This window comes from Pseudomonas sp. AMR01 (assembly GCF_041946035.1).
Lineage (GTDB): Bacteria > Pseudomonadota > Gammaproteobacteria > Pseudomonadales > Pseudomonadaceae > Aquipseudomonas > Aquipseudomonas antarctica_B.
This window is the reverse complement of sequence record NZ_JAUTYR010000005.1, coordinates 158,424-181,218: the sequence shown is the minus strand read 5'-3', so window position 1 is coordinate 181,218 and position 22,795 is coordinate 158,424. Positions and strand designations below refer to the sequence as shown.

The 22,795-nt window shown below is 61.6% G+C and carries 19 protein-coding genes; 14 read left to right on the top strand and 5 right to left on the bottom strand.

From position 1 onward, the window contains the following. Nucleotides 1-44 precede the first annotated feature (44 nt). From Q7C20_RS07370 to rarD, 5 genes are all read left to right on the top strand, one after another. Nucleotides 45-782 (top strand): ComF family protein, encoded by a 738-nt coding sequence (locus Q7C20_RS07370; protein WP_375066581.1) that lies wholly within the window; start codon nt 45-47, stop codon nt 780-782. A gap of 57 nt (nt 783-839) precedes the next feature. After that, on the top strand, nt 840-1,604 hold the full coding sequence (locus Q7C20_RS07365; protein WP_375066580.1) for a TOBE domain-containing protein: 765 nt from the start codon (nt 840-842) through the stop codon (nt 1,602-1,604). A 78-nt stretch (nt 1,605-1,682) separates the two neighbouring features. Continuing rightward, entirely contained in the window at nt 1,683-3,581 is a 1,899-nt protein-coding gene (locus Q7C20_RS07360) for a PhoX family phosphatase (protein ID WP_375066579.1), read from the top strand. Nucleotides 3,582-3,749: 168 nt separating this feature from the next. After that, on the top strand, nt 3,750-4,724 hold the full coding sequence (locus tag Q7C20_RS07355; RefSeq protein ID WP_179448354.1) for a serine/threonine protein kinase: 975 nt from the start codon (nt 3,750-3,752) through the stop codon (nt 4,722-4,724). Nucleotides 4,725-4,836: 112 nt separating this feature from the next. Next, a complete protein-coding gene (rarD, locus tag Q7C20_RS07350) occupies nt 4,837-5,721 on the top strand; it encodes an EamA family transporter RarD (protein WP_348057436.1) in 885 nt (294 codons plus the stop codon). A 222-nt stretch (nt 5,722-5,943) separates the two neighbouring features. Here the strand turns inward: rarD and Q7C20_RS07345 are convergent, their stop codons facing one another. Beyond that, nucleotides 5,944-6,456: a glycine cleavage system protein R gene (locus tag Q7C20_RS07345; RefSeq protein WP_375066578.1), complete on the bottom strand. Its 513-nt coding sequence runs from the start codon at nt 6,454-6,456 to the stop codon at nt 5,944-5,946. Nucleotides 6,457-6,842: 386 nt separating this feature from the next. On the opposite strand from Q7C20_RS07345, the gene Q7C20_RS07340 reads away from it, so the two are divergent. Continuing rightward, a complete protein-coding gene (locus tag Q7C20_RS07340; RefSeq protein ID WP_348057440.1) occupies nt 6,843-9,020 on the top strand; it encodes a malate synthase G in 2,178 nt (725 codons plus the stop codon). 85 nt (nt 9,021-9,105) lie between these two features. Here the strand turns inward: Q7C20_RS07340 and Q7C20_RS07335 are convergent, their stop codons facing one another. After that, the gene (locus Q7C20_RS07335) at nt 9,106-9,558 is read right to left on the bottom strand and encodes a response regulator (RefSeq protein ID WP_375066577.1); all 453 of its coding nucleotides are present in this window, start codon (nt 9,556-9,558) and stop codon (nt 9,106-9,108) included. A gap of 246 nt (nt 9,559-9,804) precedes the next feature. Between Q7C20_RS07335 and Q7C20_RS07330 the strand changes: the two genes are divergently transcribed. The 8 genes from Q7C20_RS07330 to Q7C20_RS07295 all read left to right on the top strand — a co-directional run bounded on the left by Q7C20_RS07330 (nt 9,805) and on the right by Q7C20_RS07295 (nt 19,081). After that, the gene (locus tag Q7C20_RS07330; RefSeq protein ID WP_375066576.1) at nt 9,805-11,739 is read left to right on the top strand and encodes a putative nucleotidyltransferase substrate binding domain-containing protein; all 1,935 of its coding nucleotides are present in this window, start codon (nt 9,805-9,807) and stop codon (nt 11,737-11,739) included. Then, nucleotides 11,736-12,443, top strand: a complete 708-nt coding sequence (locus Q7C20_RS07325) for a PolC-type DNA polymerase III (RefSeq protein WP_375066575.1) — start codon at nt 11,736-11,738, stop codon at nt 12,441-12,443. Before Q7C20_RS07330 ends, Q7C20_RS07325 begins: the two co-directional genes overlap by 4 nt. A 360-nt stretch (nt 12,444-12,803) precedes the next feature. Further along, nucleotides 12,804-13,322, top strand: coding sequence for an RNA polymerase sigma factor (locus tag Q7C20_RS07320; RefSeq protein ID WP_375066574.1), 519 nt, complete (start codon nt 12,804-12,806; stop codon nt 13,320-13,322). Next, a complete protein-coding gene (locus Q7C20_RS07315; protein ID WP_375066573.1) occupies nt 13,319-14,281 on the top strand; it encodes a FecR domain-containing protein in 963 nt (320 codons plus the stop codon). Before Q7C20_RS07320 ends, Q7C20_RS07315 begins: the two co-directional genes overlap by 4 nt. A 230-nt stretch (nt 14,282-14,511) precedes the next feature. Then, entirely contained in the window at nt 14,512-16,941 is a 2,430-nt protein-coding gene (locus tag Q7C20_RS07310) for a TonB-dependent siderophore receptor (RefSeq protein ID WP_375066572.1), read from the top strand. A 62-nt stretch (nt 16,942-17,003) separates the two neighbouring features. After that, the gene (locus tag Q7C20_RS07305) at nt 17,004-18,107 is read left to right on the top strand and encodes a PepSY-associated TM helix domain-containing protein (protein WP_375066571.1); all 1,104 of its coding nucleotides are present in this window, start codon (nt 17,004-17,006) and stop codon (nt 18,105-18,107) included. Further along, nucleotides 18,104-18,286 carry a hypothetical protein gene (locus Q7C20_RS07300; RefSeq protein ID WP_348057456.1) on the top strand — a complete coding sequence of 61 codons (183 nt, stop codon included), beginning with the start codon at nt 18,104-18,106 and terminating at the stop codon, nt 18,284-18,286. The genes Q7C20_RS07305 and Q7C20_RS07300 overlap by 4 nt, the downstream gene beginning before the upstream one ends. Before the next feature lie 165 nt (nt 18,287-18,451). After that, entirely contained in the window at nt 18,452-19,081 is a 630-nt protein-coding gene (locus tag Q7C20_RS07295; RefSeq protein ID WP_375066570.1) for a glutathione S-transferase, read from the top strand. 178 nt (nt 19,082-19,259) lie between these two features. On the opposite strand, the gene creD is transcribed toward Q7C20_RS07295, so the two are convergent. The 3 genes from creD to creB are packed head-to-tail and all read right to left on the bottom strand — an operon-like array spanning nt 19,260 to nt 22,792. Further along, nucleotides 19,260-20,633, bottom strand: coding sequence for a cell envelope integrity protein CreD (gene creD, locus Q7C20_RS07290; RefSeq protein WP_375066569.1), 1,374 nt, complete (start codon nt 20,631-20,633; stop codon nt 19,260-19,262). 51 nt (nt 20,634-20,684) lie between these two features. Next, complete coding sequence (creC, locus tag Q7C20_RS07285; RefSeq protein ID WP_375066568.1) at nt 20,685-22,124, bottom strand: two-component system sensor histidine kinase CreC; 1,440 nt, start codon at nt 22,122-22,124, stop codon at nt 20,685-20,687. Continuing rightward, entirely contained in the window at nt 22,124-22,792 is a 669-nt protein-coding gene (gene creB / locus Q7C20_RS07280; protein WP_375066567.1) for a two-component system response regulator CreB, read from the bottom strand. The genes creC and creB overlap by 1 nt, the downstream gene beginning before the upstream one ends. Between the last annotated feature and the right edge of the window lie 3 nt (nt 22,793-22,795).

The following is a 22,795-nucleotide window of genomic DNA, read 5'->3' as shown; positions in this document are numbered from 1 at the left end:
CCCACAAGCGCGACACGGATGCTCGGCATATTTAAGGAAGATTCATGCACTGTCAACCCAGCTGCAAACACCAGGTTTACATCTGGTTAAAAAACAACCATGCGTGCTTAATCTGCGATGAGGCCACCGAATCCGCCGATTGTGTGTGCAACGTCTGCGAAACCGAACTGCCGTGGCTCATGGAGCAGTGCGAAGTGTGCGCCCTGCCCCTGCCGATGGAGGGTTTGATCTGCGGGCAATGTCAGAAATTTCCGCCTGCGTTTAACCAGGTGATCGCTCCCTGGCGCTATGGTTTCCCCGTCGACACCTTGATCAGCCGCTTCAAACACCAGTCGCGCTGGCCCTTGGGGCATATGCTCGCGCGCCTGCTGGGGCGCCATCTGCAACACCGCTTCGATAACGCTGAACTGGACCGGCCCGACCTTTTGCTGCCGGTGCCGATGGCGCGCAAACGCCTGCGCGAACGCGGCTTCAATCAGGCGCAGATGCTGGCTCGCTGGCTCAGTGAGCGCCTCGACGTGCCCTACGATGAACACTTGGTGTTACGCCCCCATGAAACCGTCGCGCAACAAGCGCTTGATGCCAAGACGCGCAAGCGCAACCTGCTCGCCGCATTTGCCCTGGCACCCGGCGCTCAAGTGCAAGGCCGCCACTTCGCACTGGTGGACGATGTGCTGACCACCGGCGCCACCGCCCACAGCCTGGCCCGCTTGCTGATGGAGGCCGGCGCGCGCCAGGTCGATGTCTACTGCCTGGCGCGCACGCCAAAACCGGGGGCATGACTTGACTCCCGCGCGCCACGCCTGCAACGTCCGCTGACCTAATAAAAGCGTATCCCCATGTCTCTGCCGACCTCACTCAGCCAACACATCATCCGTCGCCCCCAGCGCATTGCGTTGTTGGCGCATATCGCCGAGCAGGGCTCGATCACCCGCGCCGCGAAAAGCGCTGGCTTGAGTTACAAGGCCGCGTGGGACGCCATCGATGAGTTGAATAACCTGGCGCAACACCCGCTGGTGGAACGCAGCGTTGGCGGCAAAGGCGGTGGCGGCGCCAAACTCACTGCCGAAGGCGAGCGCGTGTTGCGCCTCTACCAGCGCCTGCAAATGTTGCAGGCCGAGATACTCGGCTCGGATGAGGCCGCACGCGATTTCAACCTGCTGGGCCGCCTGATGTTGCGCACCAGCGCGCGCAACCAATTGCACGGTCAGGTCGTGGCCATCGACAGCCATGGCCGTAACGATGTGATTCGCCTGCAACTGGCCGGCGGCATGACACTGGAAGCGCAAATCACCCACGACAGTACCCAGCGGTTGGAGTTGGAGACGGGTGTCGAGGTAGTTGCCTTGATCAAGGCTGGCTGGCTGGAGTTACTCGCGACCGGGCACGCTGCAACACCCGGACACAATTGCATGAGCGGCATTATCGACGCGATTCTCGACGCCGATGACGGCCCCAGCGAAGTGCGCATCACCCTGCCCAATGGCTTGGTGTTGTGTGCCCTGACGCAGCCTGCCGCGCTCACAGCGCTGAATGCGGCTGAAGGCCAGCCGATCCAGGTGCAATTCGCCCCCGGCAATGTGCTGCTCGGCACGCCGGTGTAGCCGGCGCCCTGCTTCAAACTGCAACAATTTCGTCACGCGCGCTCCTTAAGGTGTCTGCAAAAACCGCAGGGAGCCGAAATGAGCCTATTAGAAGAAAACACAGCCACCGACCTTGAACAGATGGTCGGCCTCACCCGCCGCCGTTTTATCGGCGCGGGCGCCCTGTGCGGCGCCGCGATGTTTTTGGGCGGCAACCTGCTGACTCGCAGCGCGCTGGCCGTGAATGCCGCTTCCGCCAGCCCATTGCTGGGTTTCCCGAGCATCGCCGCGGCCACCAGCGACGCCATTACCTTGCCGCCCGGCTACAGCGCTTCGGTATTGATCAGTTGGGGCCAGCCGCTGCACAAGAACGCCCCGGCCTTCGACCCGTCCGGCAACGGCACGGCCAAGGCCCAGGAGCAGCAGTTCGGTGACAACAACGACGGCATGAGCCTGTTCGCCTTCCCCGGCGACGACAACCGCGCGCTGATGGCGATCAACAACGAATACACCAATTACCGCTACCTCTTCGCCCACGGCGGCGCGCCGCAATCGGCCGAAGACGCGCACAAGGCCCAGGCCAGCGAAGGCGTGTCGGTGATCGAAGTGCGGCGCAAGGGCGACACTTGGCAGTTCGTCCAGGACTCGCGCTACAACCGGCGCATCCACGGCAACTCGCCCATCCGCCTGAGCGGCCCGGCTGCCGGCCACGAATGGCTGAAAACAGCCGCCGACAAAACCGGCAAGAAGGTCATCGGTACCTTCCAGAACTGCGCCAATGGCAAGACGCCATGGGGCACGTATCTGACCTGTGAAGAGAACTTCACCGACTGCTTCGGCAGCAGTAACCCACAACAGACCTTCGACGCTGGGCAAAAACGCTACGGCGTGGTGGCCGCCAGCAAAGACATCAACTGGCATCAACACGACCCGCGTTTCGACATGGCCAAAAACCCCAACGAACTCAACCGCCATGGCTGGGTAGTGGAAATCGACCCGTTCGATCCGCAATCCACTCCGGCCAAACGCACCGCCCTCGGCCGTTTCAAACACGAAAACGCCGCGCTGGCGGAAACCCGCGATGGCCGCGCAGTGGTGTACATGGGCGACGACGAACGCGGCGAGTTCATCTACAAGTTCGTCAGCCGCGACAAAATCAATCACAAAAACCCCAAGGCCAACAAAGACCTGCTCGACCACGGCACCTTGTTTGTGGCGATTTTCGACGCAGGCGATGGCAACGCCGACCATCCCAAGGGCAAGGGCCAATGGGTCGAGCTGACCCACGGCAAAAATGGCATCGACGCCAGCAGCGGTTTCGCCAACCAGGCCGAGGTGCTGATCCATGCACGCTTGGCCGCCAGCGTGGTGAAAGCCACGCGCATGGACCGCCCGGAGTGGATCGTGGTCAGCCCTGCCGATGGCCAGGTTTATTGCACCCTCACCAACAACGCCAAGCGCGGCGAAGACGGCCAGCCGGTGGGCGGGCCGAACCCGCGTGAGAAAAACGTCTATGGCCAGATTCTGCGCTGGAAGGCCAACGCCGACGACCACGGCGCCATGGATTTCAGTTGGGACCTGTTTCTGGTCGCCGGCAACCCGGGCGTGCATGCCGGTACGCCCAAAGGCGGCTCGTCGAACATCAACCCGCAGAACATGTTCAACAGCCCCGATGGGCTGGGCTTCGATAAAGCCGGGCGTTTGTGGATTCTGACCGACGGCGATTACAGCAACGCGGGCGATTTCGCGGGGATGGGCAATAACCAGATGCTGTGCGCTGACCCATCGACCGGGGAGATTCGCCGGTTTATGGTCGGGCCGGTGGCGTGTGAGGTTACGGGCATCAGCTTCTCGCCGGATCAGAAGACGCTGTTTGTAGGGATTCAGCATCCGGGTGAAACCGGCGGCTCGACGTGGCCGGAGCATCTGCCGAATGGCAAGCCGAGGTCGTCGGTGATGGCGATTCGACGGGATGACGGCGGCATCGTCGGCGCCTGATAAGGCCTCATCGCAGGCAAGCCAGCTCCCACATTTGACTGTATTCACAATTCAAAATGTGGGAGCTGGCTTGCCTGCGATAGCGCCAGAACAGCCACCACCTATCTCGCCCCCGGTGCGTTACCATACCCGGCCGGACGCGGCGCCCTGCTGCGCGCAGGAGTTCGCATGGCCCATCCGTTTGAAACACTCACCCCTGACCTGGTGCTCGACGCTGTCGAAAGCATCGGTTTCCTCAGCGATGCTCGCGTTCTGGCGCTCAACAGCTACGAAAACCGCGTGTATCAGGTGGGTATCGAAGACTCCGAGCCACTGATCGCCAAGTTCTACCGGCCGCAACGCTGGACCAATGACGCGATCCTCGAAGAACACCGCTTCACCTTCGAACTGGCCGAGTGCGACGTGCCCGTGGTCGCGCCGATGATCCACAACGGTGAAAGCCTGTTCGAACACGCAGGTTTCCGCTTCACCCTGTTTCCCCGCCGTGGCGGCCGTGCGCCGGAGCCGGGCAACCTCGACCAACTCTATCGCCTTGGGCAACTGCTCGGCCGTTTGCACGCGGTGGGTTCAACCCGTCCTTTCGAACACCGTGAAGCATTGGGCGTGAAAAACTTCGGTCACGATTCCCTCAACACCCTGCTCGAAGGCAACTTCATTCCAAAGAGCCTGCTGCCCGCCTATGAGTCGGTGGCGCGCGACCTGCTCAAGCGCGTGGAAGAGGTGTACAAGGCCACGCCGCACAAGAACATCCGCATGCACGGCGATTGCCACCCCGGCAACATGATGTGCCGCGACGAGATGTTCCACATCGTCGACCTGGACGACTGCCGCATGGGCCCGGCAGTGCAGGACTTGTGGATGATGCTGGCCGGCGACCGTCAGGAATGCCTTGGCCAACTGTCGGAATTGATGGACGGCTACCAAGAGTTCCACGACTTCGACCCGCGTGAACTGGCACTGATCGAACCGCTGCGCGCCTTGCGCCTGATGCACTACAGCGCCTGGCTGGCGCGGCGCTGGGATGACCCCGCGTTCCCTCACAGCTTCCCGTGGTTTGGCAGCGAGCGGTATTGGGGCGATCAGGTATTGGCGTTGCGCGAGCAATTGTCGGCGCTCAACGAAGAGCCCCTGAAACTGTTTTAAATCACTCCTCACTCCCGCTGTGGGAGCCAGCTCCCACAGAAAAGCAGATCCCATAGGCTGACAAATATCCTTACAATCGCGCTTTGTTAGTTGCCTAAGCAAGGATTCTGCAATGCAAGCCGCCAACCCCCGCAAGGGGTACATCCTGGGTCTCAGCGCGTATATCGCCTGGGGCCTGTTCCCGCTCTACTTCAAAGCCATCGCCAGCGTGCCCGCCGCCGAAATCATCGTGCACCGCGTGCTGTGGTCAGCGCTGTTTGGCGGTTTGCTGCTGTTGGTGTGGAAACATCCCGGCTGGTTCCGCGAGTTGCGCGACAACCCCAAGCGCCTGGCGATTTTGGCACTCAGCGGTTCGTTGATCGCGGCCAACTGGCTGACGTATGTGTGGTCGGTCAACAGCGGGCGCATGCTGGAAGCGAGCCTGGGTTACTACATCAACCCGCTGGTGAATGTGTTGCTGGGCATGGCGATTCTTGGCGAACGCCTGCGTCGCCTGCAATGGATCGCGGTGGGGCTGGCCGCCTTAGGCGTGGCGCAACAGGTGTGGCAAGTGGGCAGTTTGCCGTGGGTGTCGCTGGTGCTGGCGTTGACCTTCGGCTTCTACGGGCTGATCCGCAAGCAGGCACCGGTCAAGGCGCTACCGGGGCTGGTGGTGGAAACCTGGATGCTGGTGCCGATTGCCGTGGCGTGGTTGCTGTTCAACCCCACGGCCCACACTGCGCAGCTGGAATTCTGGAGTACGTCCGAAGCCTGGTGGCTGGTCGCGGCAGGCCCGATAACGTTGGTTCCACTGGTGTGTTTCAACGCCGCCGCGCGGCATTTGCCCTACACCGCGCTGGGTTTTTTACAGTACGTCGCCCCCACGCTGGTGCTGCTGGAAGCCGTGTTCCTGTTTGGTGAACACCTGGCGACGAGCACGCTGATCGCTTTTGCGTTCATCTGGGCGGGGCTGGCGATCTACAGCGTGGACGCCTGGCTGACCATGCGCAAACGCTGATCAAATAACGTACAAACCTCTGCAAGCCACATTTTTTGTGGCTTGCAGGCATCCACCCCAAGGTTATCCACACCCTGATCCCCGGCATTTGTGCACAAGCCGTTGAAACTGCTCGTTTTTTGCTCAAATAACCGAGACGCCCGGCCAGCGTGGCCTGGCGCCGGGTCTCTACAGGTTATCCACAGGCCCATGCAAGATTTCCATGCATAACCCTGTGGGCAATTACTCCTCGTTGCGCAGCTCTACCATCAAGTCGTCCGCCAGCGTTTCCAGGGATGCCTGCAAGGTTTCCAGGGATAACGTCGACGGCACCCGCAGCAAAGCCTCGGCGCTGAACAGCGGATCGCTGCTCATGGGCGCCGGGCGCACATCGGTGCTCAAACGCTCCAGGTTGACGCCCTGCTGGCTCAGCAACGCCGTGATCTCGCGCACGATGCCCGACCGATCATTGCCCACCAGCGTCATCAGGATCGCCTTGGACGCCGCCGCCTGCCCGGTACTGCCCTCGCCCACCAGCACGCGAATACCGTGTGTGGATAAATCCTCCAGAGCGCCTACCAGCGCCTGACGGTTTTCTGCCGGCACGCTGACGCGCAGTATCCCGGCAAACTGCCCGGCCATGTGCGCCATGCGGCTTTCCAGCCAGTTGCCACCGTGGGCGGCGATGTTCTGGGCGATACGTTCAACCAAGCCCGGTTTGTCGGCGGCGATAATAGTGAGTACAAGATGGTCCATGGCGAAGCCCTCTGAATTCAATCTACAAGGTGGACGCAGGCGCCCGCGAAAACAAATCGTGTACCGTTTTTATATTTATCTGGAACAATCCGATAGTTTTTTGAGAACATCCCATTCCCCACTGTGACCGGATACCACAGGTGGGTCGCTAAACGACGTATTTAGTCAAATTTTCACAACCGCAAGTCATCATGTAGTATGCCCAATCGCGCACTACATAACCTTAGGTCGATGTCTGCCAAGGCACCCACGTACCGCGACAACCGCCAGCCCAGCCGCCTTTCAGGCATGCACTGGGGGACCGGTTCGCGGTTTAAATGGCCAGAGGCTTCATTGGTAAATTGAAAAGCTGAAAAGCGCATTAGCTCCGCAGAGTGAGGCAAGAGATGACTGAACACGTTCAAGTCGGTGGCCTGCAGGTCGCCAAAGTCCTGTTCGACTTCGTGAACAACGAAGCCATTCCCGGCACCGGTATCACTGCCGAGCAGTTCTGGGCCGGCGCCGACAAGGTCATCCACGACCTGGCACCGAAGAACAAAGCCCTACTCGCCAAACGCGACGATTTCCAAGCGCGCATCGATACCTGGCACCAGACCCACGCTGGCCAGGCTCACGACGCGGTGGCCTACAAAGCCTTCCTGCAAGACATCGGATACCTGCTGCCAGAAGCCGCAGACTTCCAGGCCACAACCCAAAACGTCGATGACGAAATCGCCCGCATGGCCGGCCCACAGCTGGTCGTGCCGGTGATGAACGCCCGCTTCGCCCTCAACGCCTCCAACGCGCGCTGGGGCTCGCTGTACGACGCGCTGTATGGCACCGACGCCATCAGCGAAGCCGGCGGCGCCGAAAAAGGCAAAGGCTACAACAAGGTGCGTGGCGACAAAGTCATCGCCTTTGCTCGCGCGTTCCTCGACCAGGCCGCACCGCTCAGCGCCGGCAGCCATGTTGACTCCACCGGTTACAAGATCGTCGATGGCATCCTCATCGTCAGCCTCAAGGGCGGCAGCAACAGCGGCCTGCGTGACGACGCTCAGCTGATCGGTTTCCAGGGCCCTGCCGCCGAGCCGATCGCGATCCTGCTGAAAAATAACGGCCTGCACTTCGAAATCCAGATCGACGCCAGCACCCCGGTCGGCCAGACCGACGCCGCCGGCGTCAAAGACGTGCTGATGGAAGCCGCGCTGACCACCATCATGGACTGCGAAGACTCCGTGGCCGCCGTGGATGCCGACGACAAAGTGGTGATCTACCGCAACTGGCTCGGCCTGATGAAAGGCGACCTGGCCGAAGAAGTGGCCAAGGGCGGCAAGACCTTCACCCGCACCATGAACCCCGACCGCGTCTACACCGGCGTGGATGGCCGGGACGTGACGCTGCACGGCCGTTCGCTGTTGTTCGTGCGCAACGTTGGGCACTTGATGACCATCGACGCGATCCTCGACAAAGACGGCAACGAAGTGCCCGAAGGCATACTCGACGGCCTGCTCACCAGCCTGGCGGCGATCCACAGCCTCAACAGCAACAGCAGCCGCAAAAACAGCCGCACCGGCTCCGTCTACATCGTCAAACCAAAGATGCACGGCCCCGAAGAAGCTGCATTCACCAACGAGCTGTTCGGCCGCATCGAAGACGTGCTGAACCTGCCACGCAACACCCTCAAAGTCGGGATCATGGACGAGGAGCGCCGCACCACGGTCAACCTCAAGGCCTGCATCAAGGCGGCCAGCGAGCGCGTGGTGTTCATCAACACCGGCTTCCTCGACCGTACCGGCGACGAAATCCACACCTCCATGGAAGCCGGCGCGATGGTGCGCAAGGCCGCGATGAAGGCGGAAAAATGGATTGGCGCCTACGAGAACTGGAACGTCGATATCGGCTTGAGCACTGGCCTGCAAGGCCGTGCACAAATTGGTAAAGGCATGTGGGCGATGCCCGACCTGATGGCGGCGATGCTTGAACAGAAAATCGCTCACCCACTGGCCGGCGCCAACACCGCCTGGGTTCCTTCGCCGACCGCGGCGGCGCTGCATGCCCTGCACTATCACAAGGTCGACGTGTTTGCCCGCCAAGCCGAATTGGCCAAGCGCGAACGCGCCTCGGTGGATGACATCCTGACGATTCCTCTGGCCAGCAACACCGATTGGTCCGACGAAGAAATCCGCAACGAGCTGGACAACAACGCCCAAGGCATCCTCGGTTATGTCGTGCGCTGGATCGACCAGGGCGTGGGCTGTTCGAAAGTGCCAGACATCAACGATGTCGGCCTGATGGAAGACCGCGCAACCCTGCGCATCTCCAGCCAGCACATCGCCAACTGGTTGCGCCACGGCATCGTTAACGAAGCCCAGGTGCTGGAAAGCCTCAAGCGCATGGCGCCGGTGGTAGACCGCCAGAACGCCGGTGACGCGCTGTACCGCCCGCTGGCGCCGGACTTCGACAGCAACATCGCGTTCCAGGCAGCGGTGGAGTTGGTGATTGAAGGCACCCGGCAGCCAAACGGTTATACCGAGCCGGTGTTGCACCGTCGACGTCGTGAGTTCAAGGCTAAAAATGGCCTGTAAATGAAAAAGCCCCGATCGAAAGATCGGGGCTTTTTTTTGAGTTTCAGATGGACCGAGTGAGCCTCATCGCAGGCAAGCCCAAAAGTCAGGAAGCCATCCCCAGTTCCCGCTTGACCATCTTCGCCAACTTCACGCTATCAATCGGCTTGAGCAGGAAATCCACCACGCTCAAATGCATCGCATCAATCACATCCGGCGCTTCTGCATCCCCCGACACCACGATTATCGGCAACGCTGCGCGGGTAGAGCTGCGTACTTTGCGGATCAATTCCAACCCATTGCTCGGCGCCATGCGCAAATCAGTGATCAACAAACCGATGGAGCTGCTGGACCTCAGCAAGTCCCACGCTGACTCGCCGCTGTTTGCAGTCATGCAGGGAATACCGTCCAACCCAAGGATCTGCGCCAGCAGTTCACGCGCGTCCTTGTCGTCGTCAACAATCAATACGCGGTCTGGCTGTGAACCAGGCTCAGGCTCCAGCATCACGGCGCTCAGCGCCTCGCGCTCGGCATCACTCAAAATATCGTGGTCGGACATACGTTTCTCAGCAATTTTCGTCAATCTCGCAGCACACTCGTCAGACATCTGCGGAAGGGCAAACAATGTGCACTTCGTCGGAAAGTTTGCCTAGTGGGCGTTCTACGGGTTTTGTACGATAGTCATGTAAGGCTTTTCCCTAGTTCGGTGCGAATTTCCTCTACCTAGACTTACGTCCAATGGGCACCCGCCGCGCGGGGGTTGACGATGACGGCTGATAACGACAATAAAAATGCGGTCACTGTTATGAGTAAAGCTGATGCATTTACACAGGCGGGAAAAACCGCCGTGTTGCAGAACATTCACGGCACCCTGCAATTCCTGCAACGCTTCCCGCCGTTCAACCAGATGGAAAACGCGCACCTGGCGTTTTTGGTGGAGCAGTGCCAACTGCGCTTTTATGGCCCCGGCGACAGCATCCTCAAGCCCTCGGGCGGGCCGGTTGAGCACTTCTATATCGTCAAGCAAGGCCGGGTGGTCGGTGAACGGCCGCGGCTGAATCAGGAAGGGGCCGAAACCACCTTTGAAATCACCACCGGCGAGTGTTTCCCGCTCGCCGCGCTGTTGGGTGAGCGCGCCACCCGCACCGAACACAAGGCCGCCGAAGACACCTTCTGCCTGCAACTGAACAAGCCGGCCTTCATCAAGCTGTTTGCCCTCTCCAGCACGTTTCGCGATTTTGCCTTGCGCGGCGTCAGCAGCCTGCTCGATCAAGTCAACCAGCAGGTGCAGCAAAAAGCCGTGGAGACCCTCGGCACCCAATATTCACTGAACACCCGCCTGGGCGAATTGGCCATGCGCCATCCCGTCTCCTGCAGCCCGAACACGCCGCTGCGCGAAGCGGTGACGCTGATGCATGAACAGCAAGTGGGCAGCATCGTGATTGTTGATGAACACAAAACACCCTTGGGCATCTTCACCCTGCGCGACCTGCGCCAGGTGGTGGCCGACGGCACCCGCGATTTCGATCAGGCCATCGAACATCACATGACCCAGGCGCCGTTTTTCCTGACGCCCGACCACAGCGCCTTTGACGCCGCCATCGCCATGACCGAGCGGCACATTGCCCACGTGTGCCTGGTCAAGGATCAGCGCCTGTGCGGCGTGGTGTCGGAACGCGATCTGTTTTCCCTGCAGCGGGTGGACCTGGTGCACCTGGCCCGTACCATCAGCAATGCGCCCAGGGTAGAAAACCTGGTGGCCCTTCGCGGTGAGATCGGCCAACTGGTGGAGCGCATGTTGGCCCACGGCGCATCGTCCACCCAGATCACCCACATCATTACGCTGCTTAACGATCACACCGTGTGCCGGGTCATCGAACTGACCCTCGCCGAGAAAGGCGACCCCGGCGTGCCCTTCAGCTGGTTGTGTTTCGGCAGCGAAGGACGGCGTGAGCAGACGCTGTTTACCGACCAGGACAACGGCATCCTGTTTGAGGCCAAAGACGCCGCCCAAGCCGCCGAAATTCGCGGGCGGCTTTTGCCCTTGGCGCAGCAGATCAACCAGAGCCTGGCGCTGTGCGGCTTCAGCCTGTGCAAGGGCAACATCATGGCCGGCAACCCTGAACTGTGCCTGTCGCGGGCTGAGTGGGCGCGGCGGTTTGCGGCGTTTATCCGCGAAGCGACGCCGGAGAACCTGCTGGGGTCGAGTATCTATTTCGACCTGCGGGTGGTGTGGGGAGATGAACAGGGCTGCGAGCAATTGCGCCAGGGCATCCTTGATCAGGTCGCGGATAACCGGCTGTTCCAGCGCATGCTCGCCGAAAACGCCTTGCGCCAGCGCCCGCCCGTGGGGCGCTTCCGCGAGTTCGTGCTGACCCGTAAAGGTGGGGAAAAAGCCACGCTGGACTTGAAGGTGCAGGGCCTGACGCCCTTTGTCGACGGCGCACGCTTGCTGGCCCTGGCCAATGGCATCCACGCCAACAACACCCTGGAGCGCCTGCGCCAACTGGTGGCCAAGGAAGTCATTGAGCCGCTGGACGGCGCCGCCTATGAAGAGGCCTACCATTTCATCCAGCAAACCCGCATGCAGCAGCACCAATTGCAAACCCGCGAGAATCAGCCGTATTCCAACCGCGTCGACCCCGACAGCCTCAACCACCTGGACCGGCGCATCCTGCGAGAATCCCTGCGCCAGGCCCAGCGCCTGCAAAGCAGCCTGACATTGCGGTATCAGCTGTGAGTTTGTTCGGCTGGCTGCGTACGAAAAAGCCTGGGCTCGACGCAGTACAACAGCGGCGGCTCGAGCAATTGCCCACACCCGGCGCGCTGGGCGACGGGCCATTGCGCAGCCAGCGCTGGGTCGTCGTGGACCTGGAAACCAGCGGCCTGAACCTCAACCGTGACCAGGTGCTGTCCATCGGCGCCGTGGTCATCGACGACGGCGCGGTGGATTTTTCCCAACTGTTCGAACGCACCCTGCACCGCGCCGAAACAAAACTCAGCCCCAGCGTGTTGATTCACGGCCTGGGGCCGAGTGCGATTGCCGCCGGCAGTGACCCGGTGGAAGCGCTGCTGGATTTCATGGAGTTTGTCGGCGACAGCCCGTTGCTGGCGTTTCACGCGCCGTTCGACCAACACATGCTGTGCCGGGCGCTCAAAGACAGCCTGGGTTACCGCCTGGCTCATCCATTTCTGGATGTGGCCGACATCGCCCCGCTGCTGTGCCCCGACGCCAACATTCGTGAAGCCGGGCTCGACGACTGGATCAGCCACTTCAAACTGCAGGTCGGCGAACGCCACCACGCCAGCGCCGATGCCTTGGCCACGGCCGAGCTGATGCTCATTCTGTTCAGCCGCGCCAGCCGCCAGCACATCGACAGCCCGCAGGTACTGCAAGAACGCTTGAGCCAATGGAAACGCCGTAAACAAACGCCCACTTTCTAATGTGGCGAGCGGGTTGGCAGGGCAAGCGGGCCTCTGTGGCAAGGGGACTTGTGTGGCGAGTGGGCTTCTGTGGCGAGCGGGCTTGCCCCGCGTTGGGCTGCGCAGCAGCCCCAAAACCGGATGGCCTGATTCCGACTGATGCACCGCGGTGTACTTGCTGGGGCCGCTTCGCGCCCCAACGCGGGGCAAGCCCGCTCGCCACACAGGCTCGCTCGCCACAGAAACCCGCTCACCAGACGAGCCAGCTCACCACCCTCGGCAGTCGCTACCCGACAAACGCCAATTGCGCCCGCCATGCGCCTCTGACACAATCGCGAATAATTCTCGTTAGTTTAAACTCTCCGTTTATTTGGTGATGCCTTGTCGTCGGCCCAGACCCCACGCAGTGAGCTTGTTGGCGCGTTGTATCGCGACCATCGTGGCTGGCTGCTGGCTTGGCTGCGGCGCAACGTGGCGTGCCCGAGCCGCGCCGAAGACCTGAGCCAGGACACGTTCATCCGCCTGCTGGGCCGTGACGAGCTGCGCGAACCCCGCGAGCCGCGTGCGTTTCTGGTAGCCATCGCCAAAGGCCTGCTGTTCGACTACTTCCGTCGCGCCGCACTGGAACAGGCCTACCTCACCGAACTGATGCTGATCCCGGAAAGCGAGCATCCCTCGCCCGAAGAACAGCAACTGATCCTCGAAGACCTCAAGGCCATCGACCGCCTGCTCGGCAAGCTGTCGAGCAAGGCCCGCGCCGCCTTCCTCTATAACCGCCTCGACGGCCTGGGCCACGCAGAAATCGCCACGCGCCTCGGCGTGTCAGTGCCGCGCGTGCGCCAATACCTGGCCCAGGGCATTCGCCAGTGCTACATCGCCCTGTATGGCGAGCCGCTGTGACCGGCGCCAAACCGGTCTCGGCCCGTGTGCTCGATGCGGCGATTGCCTGGCAACTGTCCCTTGATTCGGGCGACTGCAGCGCGGTTGAGCGTGAAGAGTTCGACAAATGGCTGGCAGGCCATGAAGAACACGCCCGCGCCTGGCGCCAGCTGGGCATGCTCGATCAGCGTTTCAGCGCCGCCTCGGGCCCGGCGCGGGCGGCGTTGCTGCACTCGCGCGAAGGTATTCGCCAGCGTGTGCGCAAGCTGGGCAGCGGCCTGGCGAGTGTCGCGCTGGTAATTGGCCTGGCATTGTTTGCCGGTGAACGCTACGTGCCGATTCACTATTGGCTGGCCGACCAGCGCACCGCCACCGGCGAGCAGCGCACGCTGAAACTGGCAGACGGCACGCTGATAAATCTCAACACCCACAGCGCCATCGACGTGCGCTTTGATGAAAAGCGCCGACTGATCGTGTTGCAGGAAGGCGAAATTCTCGTCGAAACCGGCCACAACGATTCGCGGCCCTTTTATGTACAAACCCGCGACGGCAGCCTGCGGGCGCTGGGCACGCGGTTTATCGTCAAGCGCGAAGACGCCGCCACGCGCCTGAGCGTGCTGCAGTCCGCCGTGGCCGCCCAACCTGAGGCGTTGCACCAGGAACAGATCTTCAAGGCAGGCCAGCAAGTGCTGATGCGCAGCGACGGCCTCGGCCCTGCGCTGGCCGTCACCCCCGCCACCGACGCCTGGACGCGCGGCATGCTGGTGGTCGACAACGCTCGCCTGGGCGATGTGATCAACGAGCTGAGCCGTTACCGCACCGGTTATCTGGGTGTGGATAAAACCGTGGCCGACTTGCGCATCACCGGCAGCTTCCCGCTGCACGACACCACGCTGGCGCTGAATGCCCTGCTGCCGACCCTGCCAGTGCAGATCAAGCAGCACACGCCGTGGTGGGTGACGGTTAAGGGCAAGCCTTAGGGCCTGCGGTGCTTGGGTTATCGCTTTCGCGAGCAAGCCCGCTCCCACATTCGACCGCGTTTTTGCAGAGAGAACGCGGTCAGAATGTGGGAGCGGGCTTGCTCGCAAAGAGGCCCTTGAAACCCCCTCAAATACACCAGACAAGAATATTTTCACCCCGCCCTATCACTTTTCGATTCTCACTCGGCACCTAGGCAATTGAGAAATATTTCCATTCAGGAGCCTTCCCCATGTCCCGCACGCTCGACACCCTGTTGCGCCCCAGCCTGTTAACCCTGGCCATCGCCCTCAGCGTCCCGCTGGCCAGCACCTCGCTGATCGCCGCCGAACAGGCTTCCAGCATGCGCGCCTACAACCTGCCGGCTGCGCCGTTGGCCACCACACTGAACCAGATCGCCAGCCAGGCCGGCCTCGCGCTGACGCTCAACCCGTCGCTGGCCTCGGGCAAAACCTCGGCCCCGGTTAAGGGCCAGTTCGATGCACAGGGGGCACTGCGTGAAGCGTTGCGGGGCACGGGGTTGCAGCTGGAGCAGAGCAGCGCGGGGACGTTTACGCTGGTGGCGATTCCGGACGGTGTAGTGGCGCTGCCGCAAACCAGTATCACCGGCCAGGGCGACCTTGAAAGTGCATGGGGGCCCGTTCAAGGCTACCTGGCCACCCGCACCGCCGCAGGCACCAAGACCGACACCGCACTGGTCGAAGCACCGCGCTCGATCTCCGTCGCCACCCGCCAGCAGATGCAGGACCGCAACGTCCAGAATCTGGATGACGCGGTTAAATACATGCCTGGCATCGTGTCTTCCAGCTACGGCAGCGATACCCGCTACGACTGGATGCGCGTACGCGGTTTCGAACCCACGCAATTCCTCGACGGTCTGCCTCTGCCGCGCGGCGTTTACGCCAACCCGAAAGCCGAAACCTGGAACCTGGATCGCCTGGCCCTGTTGCGTGGCCCGGCGTCCTCTGTCTACGGCCAAACACCGCCAGGCGGTTTGCTGGACATGGTCAGTCGTCGTCCCAGCGCTGAATCCAGCAACGCCATCCAGGCGCAATATGGCAGCGACAACTACCGTCAAATCAACTTCGCGAGCACCGGCAAGATTGATGATGAAGGCCAGTTCCTCTATGGCCTCAGCGGCGTAGTACGCGATGCCGGCACTCAGGTCGATCACATCGACAACAAGCGCTACAACATTGCGCCGAGCCTGACCTGGAACATTGATCCCGACACGCAGTTGACCTTTCTGTCGCAGTTCACGCGCGACGATACCGGCACCACCAGCCAGTTCATGCCGATCCAGGGCACCAAGATCAAATCGCCGCTGGGCGAGGTTTCCCACCACAAAAACCTGGGCGACCCGGACTACGAATTCTACGACCGCACCTACTACGCATTGGGCTACGCGTTCGAACACCGTTTCAACGATACCTGGCAATTCAAGCAAAACCTGCGCTACACCAAATCGGAGCTGGCCTTCCAGCAACTGACCGTGGGTTCCTATGCGTTCTCCCCGGCTGATGCTGCGGGCAATATCAGTCGCTCGTCGACCAACGTGGACGAAAGCATCAGCCAGTTTGCGGTGGACAACAACTTCCAGGCTGACTTCGCCACCGGTGACGTCACCCACACCCTGCTGCTCGGCCTGGACCATCAGCGTACCGATACGTCTTATCTGTCGATCTTCGGCGGCGCCGGGACAATTAACATCTTCAACCCGGTCAACACGCAGCCGGTCGTGCGCCCTGCGCGCTCCACGGCGTTCTACGACTACAACCAGAAAACCGTGCAAACCGGCCTCTATGCCCAGGATCAAATGGCCCTGGATAAGTGGCGCTTGACCTTGGGCGGTCGTGAAGACTGGGTGCACCAAGGCACCACCTACTTCAACAAGAACGACGCGACCAACACCGACCGCAGCAAAAACTTCAGCGGCAACGCGGCGATCAGCTATGTGTTCGATTCGGGCTTTGTGCCGTATCTGTCCTACGCCGAATCCTTCCAGCCGGCGAGCAATGCCGACGTCGACCCGCTCAAGTCGTTCAAACCCACTGAGGGCAAGCAGTGGGAGCTGGGCATCAAGTACCAACCGCCCGGCTCCAACACTCTGCTGAGTGCAGCGGTCTACGACCTGACCCAGAAAAACGTGCAGGTCACCAGCTTCCAGTCCGGTGGCGTGTCGGTCACCGACCAGACCGGCGAAGTGAAGGTCAAAGGCCTGGAGTTGGAAGCCGTGTCTGACGTGACCGAGAACCTTAAGGTCATTGCCGCCTACACCCTGGCCAAATCCGAAGTGCAAAAAGGCCAATACAAAGGCAACCGCCTGCAACTGATGCCAGAGCAACAGGCCTCGCTGTGGACCGACTACACCTGGCACAGCGGCGTACTGGATGGCTTCGGCATCGGCTTCGGCGCCCGCTACACCGGCAACACCTATGGCGATCAGGCCAACACCTGGCTGGGCAAGGCCAACGCCTACACCGTATTCGACGGCGCGGTGCACTACGACCTCGGCCGCCTGGACAACAGCCTCAAAGGTGCGTCGGTCAAACTCAACGCCACCAACCTGTTCAACAAGGATTACCTGTCTACCTGCGACGGCAACTACTGCTACTTTGGCGACCAGCGCAGCGTCGTTGCCAGCGCCACTTACCAATGGTAATCGGCTGAGTTAACAGCCAGGCCGTCCTCCGGGGCGGCTTCGGCATGTCTGAAGGCTGGAAAATGAAAAGCAAAACCATCCGCCGCTGGTCCTTCGTCCACACCTGGGCCAGCCTGATCTGCACGGTATTCCTGCTGTTGCTCGCCCTCACCGGCCTGCCGCTGGTGTTTCACCACGAGATCGACCATCTGCTGGGCAACGAGCCCGAACTGGTGCAGATGCCGGCCGATACACCACAGCTCAACCTGGAACAGCTGGTAGCCAAAGCCCAGGCCCATCGACCCGGCGAGGCGCTGCAATACCTGGCCTGGGACGAGGACGACAAGAACGGCGTGATCGCGATCATGGCTGCCACCGCCGGTACCGAGCCCAACGCGTCCCACACCTTCATGCTCGATGCGCGCACCGGCGACGCCGTGGAAACACCGGCGGCCAACGGCGGGTTGACGCTGTTCCTGCTGCGCCTGCACACAGACATGTTCGTCGGCCTGCCGGGCAAATTGTTGCTGGCATTCATGGGCATTTTGTTTGTGGTGGCGATTGTCTCGGGCACGGTGCTGTACCTGCCGTTTATGCGCCGGTTGGAGTTCGCCACCGTGCGCAAGGACAAGTCCACGCGCCTGCGCTGGCTCGACCTGCACAACCTGATCGGCGTGGTCACGCTGACCTGGGCGCTGGTGGTGGGGGTGACCGGCGTGATCAGCGCCTGCGCCGACCTGATCATCGCCGCCTGGCGCCAGGACAGCCTCAGCGCCATGATCGAACCCTACAAAAACGCGCCACCGTTGACCCTGCGCGCGCCGGCCACTGACCTGCTGACCATCGCCGCCAAGGCCGCGCCCGGTATGCAACCGGACTTCATCGCCTTCCCCGGCACGCGCTTTTCCAGCGAGCACCATTACGCGGTGTTCATGAAGGGCGGCACGCATTTGACGTCCCACTTGCTCACGCCGGTACTGATCGACGCCAGCACCCTGGCCGTCACCGCCATCGCCGAACGGCCGTGGTACATGGACGCCATGGGCATGTCCCAGCCGCTGCATTTTGGCGACTATGGCGGCATGCCGATGAAGATCCTGTGGGCGGTGCTGGATGTGCTGACCATCATCGTGCTGGGCAGTGGGGTTTACCTGTGGGTTGTGCGGCGCAAGGTGGCCAGGGCATGAAGCCGCGCCAGTCGAATTTCTGGAAGGTATTTGGTGTGCCGCTGGGGATTGGCCTGCTCAGTGCAGCCGGGTTGTTTGCGGCGTTGCTGGGGGATGGGCTGTGGGATTCGCTCAGTTGGGTGGGGTTGGGGATACCGGCTGCCATCAGTGTATGGGGGTTGTTTAAGCGGCGCGGCTGATGGCGCTATCGCAGGCAAGCCAGCTCCCACCTTTTTGATCTGTAAACCTGCTCAAAGGTGGGAGCTGGCTTGCCTGCGATGAGGCCCTCTCAAACATCAAAATTCCTGCTCGCCAGCCACCGAGCAACCCTCTAGGCTAGCCACAGCCCATTTCGAGGAATGCCCATGTCCGCCCCCAGCATGACCTTGTTTCACAACCCCGCCTCACCCTTCGTGCGCAAGGTTCGCGTGTTGCTGGCCGAAACCGGTCAACAAGACCGCGTGACCCTGCAGGGCTGCATGCCAACGCCGGTCAACCCGGATGCGCAACTGGTGCAGGGCAACCCCGTGGGCAAGATCCCGGCCCTGCGCCTGGCTGATGGCAGCGTGCTGCACGACAGCCGGGTGATCCTCGACTATCTCGACCACCAGCACGTCGGAAACCCGCTCATACCCCGCGACGGCTCGGCCCGCTGGCGCCGCCTGACCCTGGCCTCGATGGCCGACGGCATCATGGATGCCGCCGTGCTGGTGCGCTACGAGACCGCCTTGCGCCCGGCGGAAAAACACTGGGACCAATGGCTGGATGAGCAACGCAACAAAATCCGCCGCAGTGTCGCCGAGCTGGAACAGGACGCCGTGGCCGAGCTGACCAGCCACTTCGATATCGCCGCGATCAGCGTGGCCTGTGCCGTGGGTTACCTCGACTTCCGCCACCCGGACCTGCAATGGCGTGATGCCAATCCCAAGCTTGCCGCCTGGTACGCCGAGGTCAGCCAGCGGCCTTCGATGCAGCAGACCCAGCCGCCCCTCTAACGCCCACCGCCATTCCCCTGTGGGAGCGGGCTTGCTCGCGAATGCGGTGTATCAGTTGATACATATTTAACTGATCCACCGCTTTCGCGAGCAAGCCCGCTCCCACAGTGAAACGTGGTGGCGTTGTTGAGGAAGTCCACTAACTGCTCCCTCATCTGCTGATCTTCGCGCAAACCGATCATTGCACCGCCTCCAGATCGAATTCCAACGGCTCGGCCACCTGACGCTTGCCCACGCCATACCAGTCCAGTTTGCGCGTCAGCACCATCACCGTGCCCAGCAGGCCGAACAGCAACAGCGAGCCCATCAACAGCGCGTAATCCTCAGCACTCAACAGCCCGTACAACAAGCCATACAGCGCCGCCAACCCCGCTGAAAACCCCAGCCCATGGCGGATACTGCGCAGCACGTGGCACACGTAAAAACCGATCAACAACACACAGGCACTCGCGGAGATGAAGTACGCCATGGCAAACCCGATGTGCTCGGACAACGACAGCAACAGCAGGTAGAAAAACGCCAGGGCAACCCCCACCAGCGCGTATTGGATCGGGTGTACCGCCAGACTCTTGAGCACCTCGAACAGGAAGAAACCGGCAAAGGTCAGGGCGATAAACAGCAGCGCGTATTTGATCGCACGGTCGCTCTTGAGGTACTGGTCCACCGGGTCGATGAAGTTCACGCCGAAGCTGCGGCTGTTGAAATCATCACAGACTTTGTCGACCGAACAGCCGCGCAATGCTTCTTCCAGGTTGGTGGAGAAAAACGAGGTCTGCCAGTTGGCGGTAAACCCCTTGTCCGTGACGTCACGTTGAGCCGGCAGGAAGTTGCCGATAAAGCTCGGGTGCGGCCAGTTCGAGGCCAGCGACACCTGGCTGGTTTTACCCACCGGCACCACTTGCAGCTGCTCGGTGCCTTGCAGGCGCAGGTCAAAAGCGAAGTCCAGCGCGGCCGGTTTTTTGCTGTCCTGTTCCGGCAACGCGACGTGCACGCCCTCCCCCAGCCAACCCACTTGGCTGCCCGGCGAAAACTCCAGGCGCTGGCTGCCCAGTTCAAGCTTCAGCGCGTTTTCGATGCCACGGATATCGCTGATGCCCACCGCCAGAAACGCCGGCTCAAACGTGTAATCGGAGAAGTCTTCCTTGATGCCCAACTGCTCAGGCAAGACAAAGCGCCCGCTGATACGGTTGTCGGCATGGAACAGCCGCGCCTGATAGATGCCGCGCGCACGCAGCTCGGTTTGCACCTGGCCGTCGAGGGCAAAATGCTCCGGCAGGAAATACAGACGACCACGCACTTCACGGGTTTCCTCGTAGCGCTTGTTGAGTTTTTCATTGAGCTTCCACTCGCGGACAACCTTGCGATACGGCACCACCATCACCGGGCCGGTGAGGCGCTGGCTGTAGCTGGAGCTGCGGGCGATATCTTCCAGCACACTGTCCCGAGCGTATTGGCGGTCGGCGATGATGCCGTTGATCATCAGCAACGGAATCAGCAACAGCAGGATCAGCAGCGCAATCGCGCCAAGTTTGAAAAGCAGGCTGCGGTTCATGGGTGTCTCCCTGTTTTGATGGGGAGAGTCTGGGCAGCCCGTGTGGGGGATTTATGTGGGGGATGTGGAGACTGTGTGGAGATGCAGCACCGCTTGCACACCGCCGGGTACGTTGCCGATTTGCAAGGCGCCGCCGTGCAGTTTCATCACTTCCTCGACAAAATTGAGGCCCAGCCCGGTGCTTTTGCGCCCGCTGGCCGGGCGTGGCAGCGAGTAGAAACGTTCGCTCAGACGCGGCAGCGCGTAATCGGGAATTGCTGCGGCCTCATTGAACAGCGTGACGCGCACGTCGTTGTGCTGCGCGAGCGCGCTGAACCTCAACGCCCCGCCGGCTGGCGTGAAATCCAGTGCGTTATCCAGCAGATTGCCCAAGGCCTGGCGCAACAGGAAGGGCTCGCCGAACACCTTCACGTGCGCGCCAATCGTCTGCTCGACCTGCAAACCGGCGCCTTCGATTCGCGCGCATTGCGCCTTGATTACCTCGTCCACCATCGCCGCCAACGGGATACTCACCTGCTCTTCCAGGCCCTGACGCTGCTCCACTTGCGCCAGGTTGAGCAGGCGCTCGATCAACTGCTGCAGGCGCGCGCTTTCGCTGTCGATATTGCCCACGAAGCGCTGCTGCTGCTCGCGGGTCATGTCGCCCTGCAACAGCTCCGCCGCGCCGCGAATCGCCGCCAGCGGGCTTTTCAATTCGTGGGTCAGGGTGTGCACGTAATGCTCGACGTAAGCCTTGCCCTCTAACTGTGTGCGCATGTGCTCCACAGCGGTGGATAACTGCTTGAGTTCACCGCCCCGGTAATGCGGCAACTCGGCACGCCGACCTTCGCTGACGGCCTCGGCGTAGGCGGTGAGGCGTCTGAGGGCAACACTCAGCCACCATGACAACAACGCGCCCAACAGCAGGCCCAGAATCACCAACCCGGCGCCGTACCACAGCAGGCGGTTCTCGGTGCGGTCCACATAAGGCTGCAACGAGCTGTTGGGTTTGGCCACGGTGACCACGCCGATAATCTGCCCGTTATCACGAATCGGCGCGCCCACGTGCATCACCGACGAGGTCGGGTCATTCAGCTCGTTGCGGGTGGAACGAGCGCCGTATTCGCCGCGCAAGGTCAGGTACACGTCGTTCCATTTGGAGTAATCCTGGCCCACCGCTTCACCCGTAGAGTCGAGCAACACGATGCCCTTGGCGTCGGTCACATAGATGCGGTGGTTAACCTGGTTTTTCGGCAAGCCCCAGATGGTCGCGCCGGGCTGGCGGTTGCCGTAAGCCTTGAGGTATTCCGGCCAATGACTTTCGCCGAGGGTGCGGTTTTTCACGTCTTCGCGCAGGATCTCGGCGAGCAGGTTGGCCGTGTCCACCAACGTTTCTTCGGTGGACTGGCGCACGCCGGGGCGGATTTCCTTCATCACGGTATTGAGCACGAAGTAACCGGTCAGGCCGATAAACAGCGCATACACCAGGAATATCCGCAGCCCCAGGCGCATCAGCTGTTGCTCGGGCTGTAGCTGTAGCCGAGGCCGCGATGGGTCTGGATCGGCTCGGCATCGGCGGCCACGCTGCGCAACTTGCTGCGCAGGCTTTTGATGTGGCTGTCGATATTGCGCTCGTACCCCGCATCGGCGGGCACGCCCACCGCGTCGAGCAATTGCTCGCGGCTGAAGACCCGCTCGGGTTGCTCCAGCAGGCTTTGCAGCAAACGAAATTCGTGGCGTGTAAGGCTTAAAGGCTGCCCGCGGTAGCTGATCTGCATGCGCTCCAGATCAACCTGAAACACAGCCTGCGCCACGCCTGGGCCGACACGCTTGAGAATCGCCCGCACCCGCGCCGCTACTTCCCGAGGGCTGAACGGCTTGACCACGTAGTCGTCGGCGCCGATCTCGAGCCCCACCACCCGGTCGATTTCGCCATCCCGGGCGCTGAGGAACATCACCGGCACTTCAGTGAAACGGCGCAGTTGTTTGCAGGTTTCAAAGCCGCTGATGTCCGGCAGGCCGATGTCCAGAATGATCAGGTCGGCCGGGGTCTGGCGTTGATAGGCCAGCGCCTCTTGGCCAAGGCTCAGCCAGGTGGTGGTAAAGCCCTCGCCTTGCAGCGCGAATATCAGCGTGTCGGCTATCGCCGCTTCGTCTTCGACAATCAGGATATGCGCCATGGG

Excerpts from the sequence above, each read along its gene's own strand:
- Q7C20_RS07340 (WP_348057440.1), top strand. The coding sequence starts at position 6,843 with ATGACTGAACACGTTCAAGTCGGTGGCCTGCAGGTCGCCAAAGTCCTG.
- creC (WP_375066568.1), bottom strand. The coding sequence starts at position 22,124 with ATGCGCCTGGGGCTGCGGATATTCCTGGTGTATGCGCTGTTTATCGGC.
- Q7C20_RS07355 (WP_179448354.1), top strand. The coding sequence starts at position 3,750 with ATGGCCCATCCGTTTGAAACACTCACCCCTGACCTGGTGCTCGACGCT.
- creB (WP_375066567.1), bottom strand. The coding sequence starts at position 22,792 with ATGGCGCATATCCTGATTGTCGAAGACGAAGCGGCGATAGCCGACACG.
- Q7C20_RS07330 (WP_375066576.1), top strand. The coding sequence starts at position 9,805 with ATGAGTAAAGCTGATGCATTTACACAGGCGGGAAAAACCGCCGTGTTG.
- Q7C20_RS07305 (WP_375066571.1), top strand. The coding sequence starts at position 17,004 with ATGAAAAGCAAAACCATCCGCCGCTGGTCCTTCGTCCACACCTGGGCC.
- Q7C20_RS07300 (WP_348057456.1), top strand. The coding sequence starts at position 18,104 with ATGAAGCCGCGCCAGTCGAATTTCTGGAAGGTATTTGGTGTGCCGCTG.
- Q7C20_RS07345 (WP_375066578.1), bottom strand. The coding sequence starts at position 6,456 with ATGGACCATCTTGTACTCACTATTATCGCCGCCGACAAACCGGGCTTG.
- Q7C20_RS07370 (WP_375066581.1), top strand. The coding sequence starts at position 45 with ATGCACTGTCAACCCAGCTGCAAACACCAGGTTTACATCTGGTTAAAA.
- Q7C20_RS07365 (WP_375066580.1), top strand. The coding sequence starts at position 840 with ATGTCTCTGCCGACCTCACTCAGCCAACACATCATCCGTCGCCCCCAG.
- Q7C20_RS07360 (WP_375066579.1), top strand. The coding sequence starts at position 1,683 with ATGAGCCTATTAGAAGAAAACACAGCCACCGACCTTGAACAGATGGTC.
- Q7C20_RS07310 (WP_375066572.1), top strand. The coding sequence starts at position 14,512 with ATGTCCCGCACGCTCGACACCCTGTTGCGCCCCAGCCTGTTAACCCTG.
- rarD (WP_348057436.1), top strand. The coding sequence starts at position 4,837 with ATGCAAGCCGCCAACCCCCGCAAGGGGTACATCCTGGGTCTCAGCGCG.
- Q7C20_RS07295 (WP_375066570.1), top strand. The coding sequence starts at position 18,452 with ATGTCCGCCCCCAGCATGACCTTGTTTCACAACCCCGCCTCACCCTTC.
- creD (WP_375066569.1), bottom strand. The coding sequence starts at position 20,633 with ATGAACCGCAGCCTGCTTTTCAAACTTGGCGCGATTGCGCTGCTGATC.
- Q7C20_RS07335 (WP_375066577.1), bottom strand. The coding sequence starts at position 9,558 with ATGTCCGACCACGATATTTTGAGTGATGCCGAGCGCGAGGCGCTGAGC.